This is a genomic window from Mycobacterium sp. 1274756.6, assembly GCF_001668625.1.
Lineage (GTDB): Bacteria > Actinomycetota > Actinomycetes > Mycobacteriales > Mycobacteriaceae > Mycobacterium.
The window spans coordinates 1-17,193 of the sequence record NZ_LZLJ01000097.1 but is presented as its reverse complement, the minus strand read 5'-3'; the positions used below and the strand labels follow the sequence as shown (position 1 = coordinate 17,193).

Sequence of the window (17,193 nt, the reverse complement as noted above, 5' to 3'; positions counted from 1 at the left end):
GGGTGCGGGCCAGCAGGTCGAAGGGATGCTCGGCGATCGAGGCGACCGCGCCGGTCTGCACATTGGAGCTCGGGCACATCTCCAGCGGGATCCGCTTGTCCCGCAGGATCGAGGCCAGCCGGCCCAGCCGCACCGAGCCGTCCTCGGCGACCACCATGTCGTCGACGATGCGCACCCCGTGCCCGAGCCGGTCGGCCCCGCAGAAGGCGATCGCCTCGTGGATCGAGGGCAACCCGAACGCCTCGCCGGCGTGGATGGTGAACCGGGCGTTGTGGTCGCGCATGTACTCGAAGGCGTCCAGGTGCCGGGTCGGCGGGTGACCGGCCTCCGCGCCGGCGATGTCGAAACCCACCACCCCGCGGTCGCGGAACCGGATCGCCAGCTCGGCGATCTCCCGGGACACCGCGGCGTGCCGCATCGCGGTCACCAGCAGCCGCACGGTGATCGGGCGGCCGGCCGCGGCCGCCTCGCGCTCACCGTCGGCCAGCCCGGCCAGCACCGCGTCGATGATCTCGTCGAAAGACAGCCCGCGGTCGATGTGCAACTCCGGGGCGAAGCGCACCTCGGCGTAGACCACGGCGTCGCCGGCCAGGTCCTCGACGCATTCGCGGGCCACCCGGTGCAGTGCATCGCGGGTCTGCATCACCGCCACCGTATGCGAGAACGGCTCCAGGTACCGCTCCAGCGACCCGCTGTGTGAGCGGGTGCGAAACCAGGCGGCCAGGGTGTCGACGTCGTCGGCGGGCAGGTCCCGGTAGCCGATCTGTTCGGCGATCTCCAGGACGGTGGCCGGGCGCAGCCCGCCGTCGAGGTGGTCGTGCAGCAGGGCCTTGGGGGCCTGCTGGATCGTCTCCAGGGTCAACGGCGTCGTCATGGCTCAACAATCCGATCGATGATCAGCGGCCGCAACTCCGGCGGCGTGTCGGCGACACTCCACCCGCCCGCCAGCTCGGCCATCGCCGCAGGGTAACGGTCCGGGGTGTCGGTGTACAGGCTGAACAGCGCCTCCCCCGCCGCCACCGGCTCACCGGGGCGCCGGTGGATCACGATGCCCGCCCCGGGCTGCACCGGCTGGCCGGGCCCCGCGCGGCCCGCACCGAGTCGCCACACCGCCAGCCCCACGGCCATCGCATCGAGCCGGCCCAGGTAGCCGCCGCGGGTGGCGGTGACGGTCTCGCGGTGCGCGGCGAGCGGCAGCGGCACGCTCAGGTCCCCGCCCTGCGCGGCGATCATGGCCCGGAACCGGTCCATCGCGGTGCCGTCGGCCAGCGTGGCGGCCGGGTCGCGATCATCGATTCCGGCCAGGGCCAACATCTCGGCGGCCAGCCGCACGGTCAGCTCCACCACGTCCGGCGGTCCGCCGCCGGCGAGCACCTCGAGGGCCTCGGTCACCTCCAGGGCGTTGCCGGCGGTGCGCCCCAGCGGGGTGTCCATGTCGGTCAGCAGCGCGGTGACCGGCACGTCGTGCGCCCGGCCGAGGCCGATCATGGTGCGCGCGAGTTGCGCGGCCCGGTCCGGGTCGGTCATGAACGCCCCCGAGCCGACCTTGACGTCGAGGACGAGCCCGCCGGCCCCCTCGGCCAGTTTCTTGCTCATCACCGAGCTGGCGATCAGTGGCAGCGACGCGACCGTGCCGGTGATGTCGCGCAGCGCATACAGTTTGGCGTCCGCGGGCGCCAGGTCGCCGGCGGCGAAGATGGCCGCGCCGACGTCGCGCAGCTGCGCGGCGATCCGCGCCGGTGACAGCGCCGCGTCGAATCCGGCGATGGACTCCAGCTTGTCCAGGGTGCCGCCGGTGTGCCCCAGGCCGCGCCCGGAGGCCTGCGGGACGGCGGCCCCGCACGCGGCGACGACCGCCACCAGCGGCAGGGTGATCTTGTCGCCGACCCCTCCGGTGGAGTGCTTGTCGACGGTGGCCAGCGGGGCACCGGCGCGGCGCAGCCCCCGAAAGTCCAGCCGCCGGCCGGAGTCGGTCATCGCCGCGGTCCAGCGGGCCGTCTCGGTGGCGTCCATGCCGCGCAGGTAGATCGCCATCAGCAGCGCGGCCATCTGCGCGTCGGCGACGCGGCCGTCGGTGTAGGCGGTGATGAGCCAGTCGATCGCCTCGTCGGGCAGCCGGCCGCCGTCGCGTTTGACGCCGATCAGCGTCGGCGCGTCGAACTGCGCGCCGCTCACCGGGGCGCGGGCAGGTCGTCGGGACCGAACGGGGCGGGCAGCAGGTCGGCCAGGCGGCGCGGACCGGCGGGGTGGTCGATCAGCAACTCCGGGCCGCCGTTCTCGGCCAGCAACTGCCGGCAGCGCCCGCAGGGCATCAACGCGGCGCCGTCGGCGTCGAGGCAGACCAGCGCGCGCAGCCGCCCGCCACCCCCGGCGTGCAGGGCGCTGACCACGCCGCACTCGGCGCACAGGCTGAGTCCATATGAGACATTCTCCACATTGCAGCCGGTGACGATCCGGCCGTCGTCGGTGAGCGCCGAAGCCCCTACCCGCAACCCCGAATACGGGGCGTAGGCACGCCGGGACACCTCGATCGCTTTGCCCCGCAACGTATCCCAATCGATCTCGGCGTTCATCGCGGCGCCCTGCCGGGCCGTTGAGACGTACCCGATCGGCCCGACCCTCGTGTTGGCCACCTCACACAAGCAACCCTAACTTCCGGCGGCGTCAACTCCGATCAGCCCAACACGTTTCGTTCCCCCAACACGGTGGGACTAGAGTCCAAATGACGGTTCCACACCGATCACGTTGGAGGCGCTGATGACGACGGCGGCATCCGCTGATCCGGCGACGCCGGCCACGCGGGGGCGTTCGCGGCGGGTTCGCCGCACCCTGTACCGGGGCGACCCGGGAATGTGGAGTTGGGTGTTGCACCGCATCACCGGCGCGACGATCTTCTTCTTCCTGTTCGTGCACGTGCTCGACACCGCGGTGGTGCGGGTGAGCCCGCAGATCTACAACCAGGTGATCGACACCTACAAGACGCCGCTGGTCGGTTTGATGGAGCTGGGCCTGGTGGCCGCGGTGCTCTATCACGGCCTCAACGGCGTGCGGGTGATCCTCATCGACTTCTGGGAGGAAGGCCCCCGCCACCAGCGCACGATGCTGTGGGTGATCGCGGCGCTGTGGCTGCTGGTGATGGTGCCGGTGATCGTCGTGATCGCCATTCACATGATCGGATACTTCGGATGAACCGCCCCGACCTGCAGCTCGGGCGTGGTCAGCACGCCCCGGTGATCCAGGACACCTTCGACAGCCCGGCCAGCTTCGGTGATCCGCGTTCCCCGCGCCGGCACACCGCGATGCCCAACTTCGAGAAGTACACCTGGATCTTCATGCGGTTCTCCGGCATCGCGCTGGTGTTCCTGGTGCTCGGTCACCTGTTCATCATGCTGATGTGGGAAGACGGCGTGTACCGGATCGACTTCAACTTCGTCGCCCAGCGGTGGTCCTCCCCGTTCTGGCAGATCTGGGACCTGCTGTTGCTGTGGCTGGCCCAGCTGCACGGCGCCAACGGGATGCGCACGATCATCGGCGACTACACCCGCAAGAACTCCACCCGGTTCTGGCTCAACACGCTGCTGGTGGTGTCGATGGTGTTCACCCTGCTGCTGGGCAGTTACGTGCTTCTGACGTTCGACGCCAACATCTCCTAAGGATTCCAGTTGATTAGCGAACACCGATACGACGTCGTGATCGTCGGCGCCGGCGGCGCCGGCATGCGCGCGGCGGTGGAGTCCGCACCGCGCGCCCGCACCGCGGTGCTGACCAAGCTCTACCCCACCCGCAGCCACACCGGCGCCGCCCAGGGCGGCATGTGCGCCGCGCTGGCCAACGTCGAAGACGACAACTGGGAATGGCACACCTTCGACACCGTCAAGGGCGGGGACTACCTGGCCGACCAGGACGCCGTGGAAATCATGGCCAAGGAGGCCATCGACGCGGTGCTCGACCTGGAGAAGATGGGGATGCCGTTCAACCGCACCCCCGAGGGCCGCATCGACCAGCGCCGGTTCGGCGGGCACACCCGCGAGCACGGCAAGGCCCCGGTGCGGCGGTCCTGTTACGCCGCCGACCGCACCGGCCACATGATCCTGCAGACCCTCTACCAGAACTGCGTCAAACACGACGTCGAGTTCTTCAACGAGTTCTACGTCCTCGACCTGCTGCTCACCGAGACCCCGAGCGGGCCGGTGACCTCCGGGGTGGTCGCCTACGAGCTGGCCACCGGTGAGCTGCACATCTTCCACGCCAAGTCCGTCGTGTTCGCCACCGGCGGTTCGGGGCGGATGTACAAGACCACCTCCAACGCCCACACCCTGACCGGCGACGGGATGGCGGTGGTGTTCCGCAAGGGCCTGCCGCTGGAGGACATGGAGTTCCACCAGTTCCACCCGACCGGGCTGGCCGGGCTGGGCATTCTGATCTCCGAGGCGGTGCGCGGTGAGGGCGGCCGGCTGCTCAACGCCGACGGGGAGCGGTTCATGGAGCGCTACGCCCCGACCATCGTCGACCTGGCGCCGCGCGACATCGTGGCCCGCTCGATGGTGCTCGAGGTGCTCGAGGGCCGCGGCGCCGGACCCAACAAGGACTACGTCTACATCGACGTCCGCCACCTCGGCGAAGACGTGCTGGAAGCCAAGCTGCCCGACATCACCGAGTTCGCCCGCACCTACCTGGGCGTGGACCCGGTAACCGAACTGGTGCCGGTGTACCCGACCTGCCACTACATCATGGGCGGCATCCCGACCACCGTCACCGGGCAGGTGCTGCGCAACAACACCGCGACCGTGCCGGGGCTGTACGCCGCCGGCGAGTGCGCGTGCGTGTCGGTGCACGGCGCCAACCGGCTGGGTACCAACTCGCTGCTGGACATCAACGTGTTCGGCCGGCGCGCCGGCATCGCCGCCGCCGAGTACGCGCTGGCCAACGACTTCGTGCCGATGCCGGAGAACCCCGCCGCCATGGTCTCCGACTGGGTGGCCCACATCCTGTCCGACCACGGTCACGAGCGCGTCGCCGACATCCGCGGCGAGCTGCAGCAGACCATGGACAACAACGCCGCGGTGTTCCGCACCGAGGAGACACTCACCCAGGCGCTCAACGACATTCACGCCCTCAAGGACCGCTACGCCCACATCACGGTCCACGACAAGGGCAAGCGGTTCAACTCCGACCTGCTGGAGGCCATCGAGCTGGGCTTCCTGCTGGAGCTGGCCGAGGTGACCGTCGTCGGCGCGCTCAACCGCAAGGAGTCCCGCGGCGGGCACGCCCGGGAGGACTACCCCGACCGCGACGACGCCAACTTCATGAAGCACACGATGGCCTACAAGGAAGGCGCAGAGCTGCGCAGCGACATCCGGCTGGACTTCAAGCCCGTCGTCCAGACCCGCTACGAACCCAAGGAGCGGAAGTACTGATGACTCCTCCGGCCAGTTCCAAGGGCGCCGTGATCGACTCCGCCGAGCCCGGCGACCCGCCGCTGCCGCCGGTCCCCGAGGGTGCGGTGATGGTCACCCTCAAGATCGCGCGCTTCAACCCGGAGAACCCCGACGCCTACGCCGACACCGGCGGCTGGCAGAGCTTCCGGGTGCCGTGTCTGCCCACCGACCGGGTGCTCAACCTGCTGATCTACGTCAAGAGCTACCTCGACGGCAGCCTCACCTTCCGCCGGTCCTGCGCGCACGGGGTGTGCGGCTCGGACGCGGTGCGCATCAACGGCCACAACCGGCTGGCCTGCAAGGTGCTGATGCGCGACATGCTGCCGAAGAACCCCAAGAAGCAGCTGACCCTGACCATCGAGCCGATCCGCGGGCTGCCCGTGGAGAAGGATCTGGTGGTCGACATGGAGCCGTTCTTCGACGCCTACCGCGCGATCAAGCCGTTCCTGATCACCTCGGGCAACCAGCCCACCCGCGAGCGCATCCAGAGCCCGGAGGACCGGGCCCGCTTCGACGACACCACCAAGTGCATCCTGTGCGCGATCTGCACCACCAGTTGCCCGGTGTTCTGGAGCGAGGGCAGTTACTTCGGGCCGGCGGCGATCGTCAACGCCCACCGGTTCATCTTCGACAGCCGCGACGAGGCCGCCGCCGAACGCCTGGACATCCTCAACGAGGTCGACGGGGTGTGGCGGTGCCGCACCACCTTCAACTGCACCGAGGCCTGCCCGCGCGGCATCGAGGTGACCAAGGCGATCCAGGAGGTCAAGCGCGCGCTGATGTTCGCGCGCTGAGCTCTCCCGCCGCGTGCCTTCCCGCACGCCCCTCGCCGCACGGCCCTCCCGCCGAACGTGAACGCAGTTTCACGCTCGGCCTCGAACGTGAACATCGCTGCACGTTCGGCCGGTGGCGGGTGCGAGTCGGCGGCCCGGGACGGTTGGTCACATCTCGGCGGGCTGTCTCGTCTACCGGGTATGAACACCACACGCATCGCTCCCCTACCGCCCGACCGCGCCAACCTGTTGGTGCGCCTGCTCTACCGCTACGCCAAGCGCCGCTTCGGCGCGGTCCCCGAACCGTTCGCCGTCGCCGCCCACCATCCCCGGCTGCTGGCCGCCAACGGGGTGCACGAAGCGCTGCTCGGCAGCGGCTCGCGCGTCCTGCCCGCCAGCGTGCGCGAGCTCGCCGTGTTCTGGACCGCACGCACCATCGGCTGCTCCTGGTGTGTGGACTTCGGCGCCATGCTCCAACGGCTGGACGGTCTGGACGTCGACCGTCTCAAGGACATCGACGACTACGCCACCTCCCCGGCCTACACCGACGACGAACGCGCCGCCATCGCCTACGCCGACGCGATGACCACCGACCCGCACACCGTCACCGACGAGCAGGTGGCCGACCTGCGCGCCCGCTTCGGCGACGCCGGGGTGATCGAGCTGACCTACCAGGTCGGGGTGGAGAACATGCGGGCCCGGATGTATTCCGCGCTGGGCATCACCGAACAGGGCTTCAACTCCGGCGACGCCTGCCGGGTGCCCTGGGCTACCGAGCCCGCAGCGGAGACCCGGTGAACTTGTCCGGGTTGGCGACGTCCCACACCGCGTAGACCTTGCCGTCCCGCACCGCCATCGCGGTGATGCGCGGCAGCAACGGGGCGAAGCCGTCCGCGGCCGGCGCGCCCGGCGTGTAGGCGCCCAGCTCGCCGTTGACCATCGCCAGCTGGTTGGCCTGCATCAGCGCCGGGCCGTACCGACGCGCCAGCCCGAACAGGAACCGAGCCACCTTCTCCGGGCCCTGGATGGCCCGGGTGGCCGTCGGCGCCCGACGGTTGGCGTCGCCGATGAACGTCACCTCCGGGTGCAGCAACGCCACCACCGCAGGCAGGTCCCCGGCCGCCATCGCGGCCATCAGCTCACCGACCACCTCGGCGTGGGCCGGGTCGGGGTCGGGCGGCGGGTCGGCGGCCACCGCCTTCCGGGCCCGCGACGCGAGCTGCCGTGCCGCCGCCGGGCTGGTCCCCAGCACGTCGGCGATCTCGGCGAACGACACCGCGAACCCGTCGTGCAGCACGAACGCCACCCGCTGGTCGGGCTGGAGTCGCTCCAGCACCACCATCGCCGCGAACCGGGCGTCGTCGGCGGCCACCACCGCCGACAGCGGCTCGCTGTCGCCGAAGCCGGTCACCACCGGTTCGGGAAGCCATTGGCCCACATAGTGTTCCCGGCGGTGTGCCGCCGAGCGCAGCCGGTCCAGGCCGACCCGGCTGACCACGGTGGTCAGCCAGGCCCGCGGGTCGACGATCGCCGCGCGGTCCGCACCGTCCCAGCGCAGCCAGGCCTCCTGCACCGCGTCCTCGGCGTCGGCGAACGTCCCGGTGACCCGGTAGCCCACCGCCAGCAGATGCGGGCGCAAAGCCTCGAACTCGTCCGTCGGCGCCACGCTCATGGCCCCAGGGTAGAGCCGAGCGACCGAACACCACAGCCCCCGCCAACGTGCACGGGCTGCGAAAACGCGCCGAACTTTTCGCACTGAGCGCACGCTCGGCGCCGCACCGAGTAGCGCACCCGACTGCGCCGACGTGATAGACCTCCTGGCATGCACTGGTACACCGGGCACACCGGCTACGACGCCGTTTTGACCGCCGCGTTCATCTTCGCCGCCTTCGTCATCATCGCCGGCTTCTTCGGCCAGAGCTCCTACGGGCGGTTCTCCTCGACCAGGCTCGGCTTCAACCTGAACCCCAAGTTCGGGTGGTGGCTGATGGAGATCCCGGCGACGGTGGTGTTCGCGGTGGCCTACCTGTCCGGACCGGCGCGCTTCGAACCGACCTCGCTGGTGCTGGCCGGCATCTGGGTACTGCACTACGCCAACCGCGGCTGGTTCTTCCCGCTGGCGATCCGGCAGGTGCCGGGCAAACGCAGCACCTTCAACGTCTCGGTGGTGGTGATGGGCATGCTGGTCACCTCGATGCACGGCTACCTCAACGGGGCGCTGTTCAGCCACGACTATTTCGGCCGGTATGGCACGCAGTGGCTGACCGACCCGCGGTTCCTGGTGGGCCTGGTGATCTACCTGGCCGGGTTCGCGCTGCTGGTCAACTCCGAGGCGATCGTGCGCAACCTGCGCGACAAACGCAATCCCGGCGCCGCCGAGTACCGCATCCCCTACGGCGGCGGGTTTCGGTTCGTCACCAGCCCGGCGTATCTGGGTGAGCTGATCGCCTGGACCGGGTTCGCGATCCTGACCTGGGCGCTGCCCGGGGTGGCGATCCTGTTGATCACCGCGGGCAACCTGGTGCCCCGGGCGTTGGCTACCCAGCGCTGGTACGCCGAGAAGTTCCCCGACTACCCCACCGACCGCAAGGCCCTGGTCCCGTTCGTGCTCTGAACCGGCTGTTCCCGCCCGGGCCGCAACCAACGGTTGTACGGTCGAGGCGGCCCGACCACGCGCGAAGTGAGGTTCGATGACCAAACCACGGATCAGCCCGGTGCGCTGGCAGCCGCCGCCCGTCGATCCGCTGCCGCAACTGCCGACGCCGACCGCGACGGTGGTGCCGATGCCCGGGCACGGGCCCGAGGACGTCGTCGTCGACGCCGAGGGCCGGCTGTGGACCGGTCTGGTCGACGGGCGCATCGTGCGGTTCGGAACCGACGGCGGTGAGCCCACCGTCGTCGCCGAGACCGGCGGGCGCCCGCTGGGCTTGCACGTCGCGCGGGACGGGCGGGTGCTCATCTGCGACAGCCACCGCGGGCTGCTCGCCCTCGACCCGGCCACCGGCGCACTGGACACCCTGGTCGCCCAGGTGGACGGCCGCCCGTTGATGTTCTGTTCGAACGTCACCGAAACCGCCGACGGCACCATCTATTTCACCGAGTCCACCGCCGACCACCACTTCGAGGACTTCCAGGCGGGCATCCTCGAGGCCCGCGGCCGCGGCGCCCTGTTCCGCCTGAACGCCGACGGCACCGTCACCACCCTGGTCGACGGGCTCTACTTCGCCAACGGCGTCACCGTCACCGCCGACGAATCGGCGCTGGTGTTCGCCGAGACCCAGGGCCGCCGGCTGTCGAAGTACTGGCTGTCCGGTCCGCAGGCCGGCACGGTCACCCCGCTGGCGGTGCACCTGCCGGGCATGCCCGACAACCTGTCCACCGGCGCCGACGGCCGGATCTGGACGGCCATGGTCACCCCGGTCAACACCCGGCTGGAATGGCTGCTGCCGCGCTCCCCGCTGCTGCGCCAGGTGGTGTGGCGGCTGCCCGACCGGCTGCAGCCGCAGATCGAGCCGGAGGTGTGGGCGGTGGCGTTCGACGCCGACAGCGGCGCCCCGGTGGCCGGGTTGCGCGCCACCCAGCCGGACTTCGGGGTCGTCACCGGCCTGGTGGAGGCCGACGGTCGGCTGTGGATGGGCTCGATCAGCTACTCCGCGGTCGCCCACGTCCCGCTGGCCGACCTGATCCGCTGACCCCTATTTGCCACTTCTGTAACAGCAGTAACAGCGTGGCTCCCCCGATTTCGGCCGCCGAGTGCCTACTGTGCACACACGATGGTCTCGTTGCGTTCCGCGGTCTTCCCCCGCGCCGCCGCCTGCGTGGCGGCGTTGCTGCTGGTGGCTGCGCCCCTGGCGCTGCCCGGGGTCGCCGCCGCCGCACCCAACCCGGCCGCCGGCCCGGACAACTGCCCCTACCGGGTCACCACCCCACCCGCGGTGGACTCCTCGGAGGTCCCGCAGGCCGGTGATCCGCCCGCCCCGCTGCCGGTGCCGGCGAAACCGGTCGGCGGCGACGCGCTGTCCGGCTGCGGGGTCATCACCGCACCCGACACCCCACCGGTGCCCGACGAGGTCTCCGCGGAGGCCTGGGTGGTGGCCGACCTGGACAGCGGCGCGGTCATCGCCGCCCGCGACCCGCACGGCAGGCACCGGCCGGCCAGCGTGATCAAGGTGCTCACCGCGATGGCGGCGATCAACGAGCTCAGCCTCAACAAGCCGGTGGCCGGCACCGCCGAGGACGCGGCCGCCGAGGGCACCAAGGTCGGCGTGGCCGCCGGCGGAGTGTTCACCGTCAACCAGCTCCTGCACGGGCTGCTGATGCATTCGGGCAACGACGCCGCCCACGCCCTGGCGGTGCAGCTCGGCGGGATGCCGGTGGCGATCGGCAAGATCAACGAGCTGGCCTCCCGGCTCGGCGGGCGCGACACCCGCGCCGCCACCCCGTCGGGCCTCGACGGGCCCGGCATGAGCACCTCGGCCTACGACATCGCCCTGTTCTACCGCTACGCGTGGAGCGACCCGACGTTCGCCGGCATCGTCGCCACCCGCACGTTCGACTTCCCCGGCCACGGCGACAGCCCCGGCTACGTGTTGGAGAACGACAACCAGCTGCTCTACAACTACCCCGGCGCGCTGGGCGGCAAGACCGGCTACACCGACGACGCCGGGCAGACCTTCGTCGGCGCCGCCGAGCGCGACGGCCGCCGGCTGGTGGCGGTGCTGCTGCGCGGCACCCGCCAGCCCATCGCGCCGTGGGAGCAGGCCGCCCGGCTGCTCGACTACGGCTTCGCCACCCCGCCCGGCACCCAGATCGGCGCCCTGGTCGACCCGGACCCGGCGCTGCTGGCCCCGGCCGCGGACCCGGCCGCCAGCCCGGTCGACGGGCGCGCCGCGGCACTGCTCTCCCCGGCCGACACCGTGCCGGTGCGGGTCGGCGTGGCCGTCATCGGCACCCTGATCGTCTTCGCGCTGATGCTGGTGGCGCGGTCGATGAACCGCCGCGGCGCGCAGGTGTAACGGATCGCGCGGATCCGGGTCATCGCCCCCCGGCCGGTGGCCGGGCGGTAACTTCTCCAGCACACCGACTGAGCGGGAGGAGCGGCCGTGGGGGCACTCGCCGAGTTGCGCCGCTCGTCGCCGCTGACCCTGCTCGTCGCGGCCGCCGCGGCCGGCATCGGGTTCGTCTACGGCTACGACCTGGCCAACCTCGCCACCGCGCTGCTGTTCCTGGAGGCCGACTACCAGCTGTCCGCGGTCGCGCTGGAGGTGGTGGTGATCGCTGTGGTGCTCGGTGAGATCGTCGGCGCGGCCGCCGGCGGCTGGCTGGCCAACGCGATCGGCCGCAAGAAATGCCTGGTCGGGGTGGCCGCGGGCTACACGCTGTTCGCGCTGGTCAGCGCCGCGGCGGTGGCGGTTCCGATGCTGGTGGTCGCGCGGCTGCTGCTCGGGGTGGCCATCGGCGTGGCGATCGTGGTGGTCCCGGTCTTCGTCGCCGAATCGGTGCCGGCCTCGGTGCGCGGCGCCCTGCTGGTCTTCTACGGGGTGGCGACGGTCTGCGGGCTCATCGCCGGCTACCTCATCGGCTACCTGCTGGCCGGGTTCGGCAGCTGGCGGCTGCTGCTGGGGCTCGCCGCGGTGCCCGCGGTGCTGGTGCTCACCGTGCTGCCGCGGGTGCCCGACACCGCCCGCTGGTACATGCTCAAGGGCCGCGTCGCCGAGGCGCGGCGCACCCTGCGCGGCGTGGAACCCGGCGCCGACGCCGACGCCGAACTCGCCGAGATCGCCCGGGCGCTGCGCGAGGAGCGGGTCGAGAACGTCGGGGTCTCGCGCGAGATGCTGCGGCTGCCGTATCTGCGCGCGACGCTGTTCGTGGTCACGCTCGGCTTCTTCATCCAGATCACCGGGATCAACGCGATCGTCGCCTACAGTCCGCGGATCTTCGCGACACTGGGCTTCACCGGCCACTTCGCGCTGCTGGTGCTGCCCGCCCTGGTCCAAACAGCCGCGCTAGCAGCAGTTTTCACCTCGCTACTGTTGGTCGACCGGCTGGGCCGGCGCCCCATCCTGCTCATCGGGATCGCGGTTATGGTGCTGGCGAACCTGATCCTGGTCGCGGTGTTCGCCGCCGACGCCGCCGGCGGTGCGACGCTGCCGCTGGTGAAATTCGGTGGGGTGCTGTTGTTCACGGTGGGCTACACGTTCGGCTTCGGGGCGATGGTGTGGGTGTACGCCGGTGAGAGCCTGCCGGCGCGGCTGCGCTCGATGGGCTCCTCGGCGATGCTCACCGCCAACCTGGTCGCCAACGCGGTGATCGTCGGCGGGTTCCTGTCGCTGCTCGAATCCTTCGGCGGGGCCATCACCTTCGGGTTCCTCGGCGTGATGGCGGTGCTCAGCTTCGGGTTCGTCTACCGGTACGCGCCGGAGACCAAGGGCCGCCAGCTCGAGGAGATCCGGCACTACTGGGAGAACGATTGCCGCTGGCCCGAAGACACCACCACCGCGACGGTGCCGCAGTGATCACCGCGGGCGCCGTCGTCTTCGACGGCCGCGTGCACCGGCCGGGCTGGCTGCAGATCACCGACGGGGTGATCGCCGGCGGCGGCGCGGGCGCCCCGCCGCGCCCGGCCCACACCGCGCTGCCCGACGCGATCGTGGTGCCCGGGTTCGTCGACATGCACTGCCACGGCGGGGGCGGCGCCTCCTACCCGGCGGCCACCGCGTCGGCGGCCGAGCAGGCGTCGGCGTTTCACCGCCGCCACGGCACCACCACCACGCTGGCCAGCCTGGTCAGCGCCGCACCGGGCCCGCTGCTCGAGGCGGTGGGGGTGCTGGCCGCGGCCACCCGCGCCGGCCACGTCGCCGGCATCCACCTGGAGGGGCCCTGGCTCAGCGCCGCCCGGTGCGGCGCCCACGACCGCCGCCAGCTGCGCAACCCCGACCCGGTCGAGATCGACACCCTGCTGGCCGCCGCCGACGGGACCATCCGGATGGTGACCCTGGCGCCGGAGCTGCCCGGCGCGCTCGAGGCGGTCGAGCGGCTGGCCGGTGCCGGTGTCGTGGTGGCCGTCGGGCACACCGACGCGGACTATGCGCAGACCCGCGCGGCGATCGACGCGGGCGCCACGGTGGCCACCCACCTGTTCAACGCGATGCGCCCGCTGCACCACCGCGATCCCGGCCCGGTGGCGGCCCTGCTGGAAGACGAGCGGGTGTGCGTGGAGCTCATCGCCGACGGTGTGCACCTGCACCCGGCGGTGCTCCGCGCGGTGATCGCCGCGGCCGGTCCGGACCGGGTGGCGTTGGTGACCGACGCGATGGCCGCCGCCGGCTGCGGCGACGGCCGCTACCGGCTGGGTCGTCATGAGGTGGACGTCACCGCCGGGGTGGCTCGGGTGGCCGGCAGCGACACCATCGCCGGGAGCACCGTGACCATGGACGCCGTTTTCCGCGCCGTGATCGGTGACGCGCCCGACGACCCCATCGACGACGCCGCCCTGCTCGCGGCGGTGCAGATGACCGCCGCCACCCCGGCGCGGGCGCTGGGGCTGGAGACGGTCGGGGCACTGCGCCCCGGCGTGCCCGCGAACCTCGTTGTGCTGGACCGGAACCTGGCTGTGAGCGGCGTCATGGTTGACGGTGGGTGGCAGGACCGCGATGGGGCGGTCTGCTAGCGTCGGGCGGTCAGAACCTGACACCGGACGAGGGGCGCCGTACCCGGCCAGCGACAAGACGGCGTCACGGAGGTGTGTGATGGCCTGGGTGATTCTGGTGTTCTCCGGTGCGCTGGAGGCGGTTTGGGCCACCGCGTTGGGACGGTCGAACGGCTTCACCCGGCTGGTGCCGTCCCTGGTGTTCGCGGTGTTCTCGGTGCTGTCGGTGGTGGGGCTGGCGATCGCGATGCGGGAGCTGCCCACCGGGACCAGCTATGCGGTGTGGGTGGGGATCGGCGCGTCACTGACCGTCGCCTACGCGATGATGACCGGCAACGAAACCGCTTCGCTGGCCAAGATATTGCTGATCACCGGTGTGATCGGCTGCGTCATCGGGTTGCGGCTGGTGGCTTGAGCTCAGCGCCGCCGCAGCACCCGCGAGAGCCCCAGCGCGCCGATCGCGCCCGCCGCCGCGGCGCTCAGCGCCTCCCAGGCGCGCAGTTCGGTGCGGGGCTGGGCCCGCGGTGCGATCACCACCGGGTTGGGCGGCAACACCGGGGTGGCGAGCAGGTTCTCCTCGGAGGTCGCCGCCCACGCCGTCGCGAACAGCACCAGCCGGGCGGTGACATAGGCGAACACCATCAGACCCAGCACCGGGCCGAACGTCGCCCCCGCGGGGCTGTTGAGCACCGACTTCAGATAGATCGAGGCGAACTGTTTGAACACCTCGAAGCCGACCGCGGCCAGCAGGCCCGCACGCAGCGAGCTGACGAAGCTCACCGACTCCCGCGGCAGCCGCGCGATCATCCAGGTGAACAGCAGCCACGACACCAGCAACGACACCAGCAGCGACGCCGCCCGCAGCAGCCCGCCCAGCGCGGACACGTGCGGCACCCCGGCCCAGCGCAGCACCGCGGCCATCAGCGCCGGGTCCCCGAGCGCGGTCAACCCGAGGGTGACGGCCATCGCCACGAACGCCGAGAGCATCGCGATCAGGTCGGAGAACCGGCGTTTGACGAAGCCGGGCAGCTCGACGCGCTGCAACCACATCTGGCTCAGCGCCTCGCGCAGTTTGTCCATCCAGCTCAGGCCGGCCCAGGCGGCCACCGCCAGACCGATGATCCCCACCGAGGTGCGCGACTCGATCGCCACGTCCATCAAATCGATCAGCTGCTCGCCGAACTTGCCCGACACCGAGGACCGGATGTGGCCCTCGATCACGCCGAGCAAATCGGGGCGGCTGGCCAGCAGGAAACCGCCCGCGGCGAAGCCGACCATCAGGATCGGGAACAGCGCGAAGATCGTGAAGTAGGTCAGCCCGGCGGCGTAGAAGTTGCCGCGGCATTCGGTGTAGCGCTGCTGGGCGCGCAGCACCCGGTCGAGCCAGCCGTAGCGTGCCCGTAGCCGGTCGAGGAGTCCGGGCTTGCCCGCGTCGCTCATCGCGGCCCCAGAAAGCCCAATCGGTCGTAGACGCGGGCCACCGTGGTGGTGGCGACGTCGGCGGCGCGCTGCGCCCCGGTCGCCAGCACCGCTTCGAGTTGGGCGGGGTCGGCGAGGAGTTCGTCGACCCGCGTTTTGATCGGGGTGACGAACTCGGTGACCGCCTCGGCGGTGTCCTTCTTCAGGTCGCCGTAGCCGCGCCCGGCGTAGCCGTCGACGAGCTTGTCGACGTCGGCGCCGGTGACCGCGGCCTGGATGGTGAGCAGGTTCGACACCCCGGGCTTGGCTTCGGGGTCGAAGCGGATCTCCCGCTCGCTGTCGGTCACCGCCGAGCGGATCTTCTTCGCGGTCTTGGCCGGATCGTCGAGCAGGCTGATCAGCCCGGCGTCGCTGGCGGTGGACTTGCTCATCTTCGCCGACGGGTCCTGCAGGTCGTAGATCTTCGCGGTCGCCTTGGGGATGAGCAGGTTCGGCACGACGAAGGTGTCGGGGAACCGGGCGTTGAACCGCTGGGCGATGTCGCGGGCCAACTCGAGGTGCTGGCGCTGGTCCTCGCCGACCGGGACCAGTTCGGTGTCGTAGGCCAGCACGTCGGCGGCCTGCAGCACCGGGTAGGTGAACAGCCCCACGGTGGTGGAGTCCGCGCCCTGCTTGAGCGACTTGTCCTTGAACTGCGTCATCCGGGAGGCCTGCCCGAACCCGGTGAAACAGCCCAGCACCCAGGCCAGTTCGGTGTGGGCCGGGACGTGGCTTTGCACGAAGATCGTGCTGCGCTCGGGGTCGATGCCCAGCGCCAGATACTGTGCGGCGGTGAGCAGGGTGCGCCGGCGCAGGGTGGCCGGGTCCTGCGGGACGGTGATCGCGTGCAGGTCGACGACGCAGAAGAACGGGTCGTGGTCGGCTTGCAGCCCGGCCCACTGACTGACCGCGCCGAGCGCGTTGCCGAGGTGCAGTGAATCGGAGGTGGGCTGTACGCCGGAGAAAACCCGGGGTCGACGCGCAGAAGTCATGGTGTCCCGATCTTCGCACGCTTTTGCCGTACCGGTGCCGTCCGGGTCGCCACGGCGCGAGGCGACGATTCGGTGCGGGCCGGCCCGGGCGGCGCGGCGGCGCGTTATCGTCGGAGCGGCGTAACGACTTTCCCGCACGCGGTCGCCCGCGACACCGAGGACACCGGAAGGAACCGTCATGACCCAAAGCAGCGTGGCCGAACCGGCCATCATCGAAACCGAGGATGGCGGTAAGGAGCAGAGCTGGCCGCTGCCGACCGACCAGGACAGCCTGCTGAAGCTGCTGCACCTCTGCTTCGACGAGTACTGGAACGAGATCTGGTTCGGCGTTCTCATCCAGGGCGCCGCCTGGGAGGTGGCCGCCCCCAACGCGCCGAAGAAGATCTCGGTGCTCGACGGCTACGCCACCGTCGACTTCGGCCGCTGGCATTTCCACCTGTGCATCGGCCGCCACCTCGGGGCGCCGCGCGAGCTGCGCAAGATCCGCCAGTGCGCCCGCGCGGAGCTCTACCGCCGCTTCGGGCGGGACGGCGACCCCAACTCGTGGGGGGTGCGGCTGTTCAACGGCCGCGACGATCAGCTGATGACGGTGATGCTGCCCAACCCGTTTTTGACCAACGACCAGCAGCTGCGCGACGAGCCGGCGTGGGAGCAGTTGGAGTTGTGGGACCGGCTGCGGGCGGAGTTCCTCGGCCTCGAGCCCGACCCGCTGGACCGCACCGGCAAGCGGATCACCTGCGGCGGCGGCTGACCCGCACTCAGTCGGTGCGGGTCTCCCAGGTGCTGGGCATCATCGGGGCGCCGGTGGCGCCGTCGCCCTGATCGTCGGCGAGCACGGTCAGACCCCCGGCGCGCGGGGCCTCCCCCTTCGCCGCGGTCCCGGC

General features: G+C 71.1%; 18 protein-coding genes, 1 pseudogene and 1 riboswitch. Of the genes and pseudogenes, 12 read left to right on the top strand and 7 right to left on the bottom strand.

Going from position 1 to position 17,193, the window contains the following annotated elements:
* From A5643_RS17535 to A5643_RS17525, 3 genes are all read right to left on the bottom strand, one after another.
* The coding region (locus tag A5643_RS17535; protein ID WP_066858685.1) for an adenosine deaminase at window positions 1–874 on the bottom strand (874 nt) is incomplete at its 3' end.
* Window positions 871–2,175, bottom strand: coding sequence for a thymidine phosphorylase (locus tag A5643_RS17530; protein ID WP_066858682.1), 1,305 nt, complete (start codon window positions 2,173–2,175; stop codon window positions 871–873). The genes A5643_RS17530 and A5643_RS17535, both read right to left, overlap by 4 nt.
* Window positions 2,172–2,573: a cytidine deaminase gene (locus A5643_RS17525; protein ID WP_066858679.1), complete on the bottom strand. Its 402-nt coding sequence runs from the start codon at window positions 2,571–2,573 to the stop codon at window positions 2,172–2,174. The genes A5643_RS17530 and A5643_RS17525 overlap by 4 nt, the downstream gene beginning before the upstream one ends.
* Before the next feature lie 184 nt (window positions 2,574–2,757).
* Between A5643_RS17525 and sdhC the strand changes: the two genes are divergently transcribed.
* The 5 genes and pseudogenes from sdhC to A5643_RS17500 all read left to right on the top strand — a co-directional run.
* Window positions 2,758–3,189, top strand: coding sequence for a succinate dehydrogenase, cytochrome b556 subunit (gene sdhC / locus A5643_RS17520; RefSeq protein ID WP_082949049.1), 432 nt, complete (start codon window positions 2,758–2,760; stop codon window positions 3,187–3,189).
* Window positions 3,186–3,653: a succinate dehydrogenase hydrophobic membrane anchor subunit gene (locus tag A5643_RS17515; protein WP_066858673.1), complete on the top strand. Its 468-nt coding sequence runs from the start codon at window positions 3,186–3,188 to the stop codon at window positions 3,651–3,653. Before sdhC ends, A5643_RS17515 begins: the two co-directional genes overlap by 4 nt.
* 9 nt (window positions 3,654–3,662) lie before the next feature.
* Window positions 3,663–5,417: a succinate dehydrogenase flavoprotein subunit gene (gene sdhA, locus A5643_RS17510; RefSeq protein WP_066858670.1), complete on the top strand. Its 1,755-nt coding sequence runs from the start codon at window positions 3,663–3,665 to the stop codon at window positions 5,415–5,417.
* The gene (locus A5643_RS17505) at window positions 5,417–6,232 is read left to right on the top strand and encodes a succinate dehydrogenase iron-sulfur subunit (protein WP_066858667.1); all 816 of its coding nucleotides are present in this window, start codon (window positions 5,417–5,419) and stop codon (window positions 6,230–6,232) included. The genes sdhA and A5643_RS17505 overlap by 1 nt, the downstream gene beginning before the upstream one ends.
* Before the next feature lie 147 nt (window positions 6,233–6,379).
* Window positions 6,380–7,009 (top strand): annotated as a pseudogene (locus A5643_RS17500) (carboxymuconolactone decarboxylase family protein); the annotation flags it as partial.
* On the opposite strand, the gene A5643_RS17495 reads toward A5643_RS17500, so the two are convergent.
* A complete protein-coding gene (locus tag A5643_RS17495; protein ID WP_066858661.1) occupies window positions 6,981–7,883 on the bottom strand; it encodes a sigma-70 family RNA polymerase sigma factor in 903 nt (300 codons plus the stop codon). The pseudogene A5643_RS17500 and the gene A5643_RS17495 sit on opposite strands and share 29 nt — an antisense overlap.
* 150 nt (window positions 7,884–8,033) lie before the next feature.
* Between A5643_RS17495 and A5643_RS17490 the strand changes: the two genes are divergently transcribed.
* From A5643_RS17490 to A5643_RS17465, 6 genes are all read left to right on the top strand, one after another.
* Window positions 8,034–8,825, top strand: a complete 792-nt coding sequence (locus A5643_RS17490) for a phosphatidylethanolamine N-methyltransferase family domain-containing protein (RefSeq protein WP_066858658.1) — start codon at window positions 8,034–8,036, stop codon at window positions 8,823–8,825.
* Between the two features lie 76 nt (window positions 8,826–8,901).
* Window positions 8,902–9,903: an SMP-30/gluconolactonase/LRE family protein gene (locus tag A5643_RS17485; protein ID WP_066858655.1), complete on the top strand. Its 1,002-nt coding sequence runs from the start codon at window positions 8,902–8,904 to the stop codon at window positions 9,901–9,903.
* Between the two features lie 81 nt (window positions 9,904–9,984).
* Complete coding sequence (locus tag A5643_RS17480; RefSeq protein WP_066858652.1) at window positions 9,985–11,226, top strand: D-alanyl-D-alanine carboxypeptidase family protein; 1,242 nt, start codon at window positions 9,985–9,987, stop codon at window positions 11,224–11,226.
* Window positions 11,227–11,331: 105 nt separating this feature from the next.
* Window positions 11,332–12,726 carry a sugar porter family MFS transporter gene (locus A5643_RS17475; RefSeq protein WP_502686255.1) on the top strand — a complete coding sequence of 465 codons (1,395 nt, stop codon included), beginning with the start codon at window positions 11,332–11,334 and terminating at the stop codon, window positions 12,724–12,726.
* The gene (nagA, locus tag A5643_RS17470; RefSeq protein ID WP_066858649.1) at window positions 12,723–13,880 is read left to right on the top strand and encodes an N-acetylglucosamine-6-phosphate deacetylase; all 1,158 of its coding nucleotides are present in this window, start codon (window positions 12,723–12,725) and stop codon (window positions 13,878–13,880) included. The genes A5643_RS17475 and nagA overlap by 4 nt, the downstream gene beginning before the upstream one ends.
* 4 nt (window positions 13,881–13,884) lie before the next feature.
* A riboswitch (guanidine-III (ykkC-III) riboswitch) is annotated at window positions 13,885–13,948 on the top strand.
* Window positions 13,949–13,959: 11 nt separating this feature from the next.
* Window positions 13,960–14,274, top strand: a complete 315-nt coding sequence (locus A5643_RS17465) for a DMT family transporter (protein ID WP_066858646.1) — start codon at window positions 13,960–13,962, stop codon at window positions 14,272–14,274.
* A gap of 2 nt (window positions 14,275–14,276) precedes the next feature.
* Here the strand turns inward: A5643_RS17465 and yhjD are convergent, their stop codons facing one another.
* Complete coding sequence (gene yhjD, locus A5643_RS17460) at window positions 14,277–15,299, bottom strand: inner membrane protein YhjD (RefSeq protein ID WP_066858642.1); 1,023 nt, start codon at window positions 15,297–15,299, stop codon at window positions 14,277–14,279.
* Entirely contained in the window at window positions 15,296–16,309 is a 1,014-nt protein-coding gene (trpS, locus tag A5643_RS17455; protein ID WP_066858639.1) for a tryptophan--tRNA ligase, read from the bottom strand. The genes yhjD and trpS overlap by 4 nt, the downstream gene beginning before the upstream one ends.
* Window positions 16,310–16,487: 178 nt before the next feature.
* Between trpS and A5643_RS17450 the strand changes: the two genes are divergently transcribed.
* Window positions 16,488–17,060 carry a DUF7676 family protein gene (locus A5643_RS17450; RefSeq protein ID WP_066858636.1) on the top strand — a complete coding sequence of 191 codons (573 nt, stop codon included), beginning with the start codon at window positions 16,488–16,490 and terminating at the stop codon, window positions 17,058–17,060.
* Between the two features lie 7 nt (window positions 17,061–17,067).
* Here A5643_RS17450 and A5643_RS18965 read toward each other — a convergent pair.
* A partial coding sequence (locus tag A5643_RS18965) for a PPW family C-terminal domain-containing PPE protein (RefSeq protein WP_502686254.1) occupies window positions 17,068–17,193 on the bottom strand: 126 nt, incomplete at its 5' end.